The organism is Streptomyces beigongshangae (genome assembly GCF_019710745.1).
Taxonomy (GTDB): Bacteria; Actinomycetota; Actinomycetes; order Streptomycetales; family Streptomycetaceae; genus Streptomyces; species Streptomyces beigongshangae.
This window is the reverse complement of sequence record NZ_JAHKJW010000170.1, coordinates 1-1052: the sequence shown is the minus strand read 5'-3', so window position 1 is coordinate 1052 and position 1052 is coordinate 1. Positions and strand designations below refer to the sequence as shown.

1 protein-coding gene is annotated in these 1052 nt (G+C 73.8%); it reads right to left on the bottom strand.

What is annotated here, in order from left to right; translation table 11 throughout:
* On the bottom strand, positions 1 to 1052 hold a 1052-nt coding region (locus tag KM933_RS38660; protein WP_221362348.1), incomplete at both ends, for a polyketide synthase dehydratase domain-containing protein.

The following is a 1052-nucleotide window of genomic DNA, read 5'->3' as shown; positions in this document are numbered from 1 at the left end:
GGCACCGGCCTCAGCAACCCGCGCCGACACCCACTCCACCCGGAACAACGAGTCACGGGTCAAGGCGTCGGTCCCGGTCGTCCCGGAGGCGACTGCGCGCAGCGCCAGGTTCTCGACGCTCGCGACGGGAGCACCGGCGGGGTCGACCACGGCGACCGTGGCGGACTCGTCGCCGGTACGGGTCATACGGACCCGTACCTCCCGGGCACCGGAAGCGTGCAGGCACACGCCCTCCCAGGAGAACGGGACCACACCCTTGGCGAGGCCGCCGAGGGCGGAGATGTGCAGGGACGCGTCGAGCAGCGCCGGGTGCAGTCCGTACCCCGCGGCCTCGCGCTCGGCGCTCTCGGGCAGGGCGACCTCGGCGAACACCTCGTCACCGCGCCGCCAGGCCGCGCGCAGGCCCTGGAAGAGCGGGCCGTAGCGGTAACCGCCCTCGGCCATCCGCTCGTAGAGACCGGTGAGGTCGAGGGGTTCGGCGCCGGCGGGCGGCCAGACGGTCGTGTCGAAGTCGGCAGTGTGCTCGCCGGGGGCGAGGACACCGGTGGCGTGCTCGGTCCAGGGCAGGTCCTCGGCACCCTCGGGGCGGGACCTGGCGGTGAGGGTACGGCGACCCGCGGTGTCCGCCGGGCCGACGTGGAGGTGCAGTTGGACGCCACCCTGTTCCGGGAGGATCAGGGGGGCGGCGAGGGTGAGTTCCTCGACGCGTTCGCATCCGACCTCGTCACCGGCCCTGACCGCCAGTTCGACGAAGGCGGTGCCGGGAAGCAGGGCGTTGCCCATGACGACGTGCTCGGCGAGCCACGGGTGGGTGCGCAGCGACAGCCGGGTGGTGAGCAGCAGACCGCCGGAGTCGGAGAGTTCGACGGCGGCACTGAGCAGCGGGTGTCCGGCGGCCCGGAGACCCGCGGACTCGACGTCCCCGGCGGCCGACGGGCTGGGCACGGGCCAGTAGCGCTCGTGCTGGAAGGCGTACGTCGGCAGATCGGTGAGCTGGGCGCCGGTGCCGTGGAGGACGGCGGCCCAGTCCACGCGCACACCGGTGGTGTGCA